Source organism: Rhodococcus sp. MurmanLake-1 (assembly GCF_056945715.1).
Genome location: NZ_JBWZNF010000062.1, coordinates 1 through 554 on the forward strand (window position 1 = coordinate 1; position 554 = coordinate 554).

The 554-nt window shown below is 64.1% G+C and carries 1 protein-coding gene; it reads left to right on the top strand.

What is annotated here, in order from left to right; genetic code table 11:
* Positions 1 to 554, top strand: a 554-nt coding sequence (locus AC2ETI_RS32640; RefSeq protein ID WP_483635051.1) for an HNH endonuclease signature motif containing protein, incomplete at both ends; no start/stop codon positions are given.

Sequence of the window (554 nt, forward strand, 5' to 3'; positions counted from 1 at the left end):
TTGTCGAATCTGACGATGCCGACCCCGGCACCGGATGGAACTCCGGATTCTCGGTCGGCGGCGAAGCGGACGGCGGATGGGTTCACCGAACTGATTCGCCGCTACCTCGACTGCGCGAAGACCGGTGTCGATGGTGGTCAGCGCCCGCACGTGAACGTGCACATCAACGCCCGTGATCTTGCGGAGCATCGTGACTGCGCCGCCGCACCCTCGCCCGATGGTGTTGCTGTGGCTGTGTCGGATCTCGATGTCGGTCACATGCCCTGGCTGGGGCCGCTGTCGGTGTCGCAGACAAGGCTTCTCGGGTGTGATTGTTTCCTGTCCACGGTGCTGCTCGACGGTCACGGGGCGCCTTTGGATGCGAAACCCGGGAAACGGTTGGTCTCTGCCGAACAGCGAGTGGCGTTGATCGCCCGAGACAAAGGCTGCGCGTTCCCGGGGTGTGCGTGTGTGCCGGCCTGGACCGACGCGCACCACATCCGGCACTGGGCGAACGGCGGCCCGACGGTGATGAACAACCTTGTCCTGCTGTGCCGTTCACATCATCGATTGAT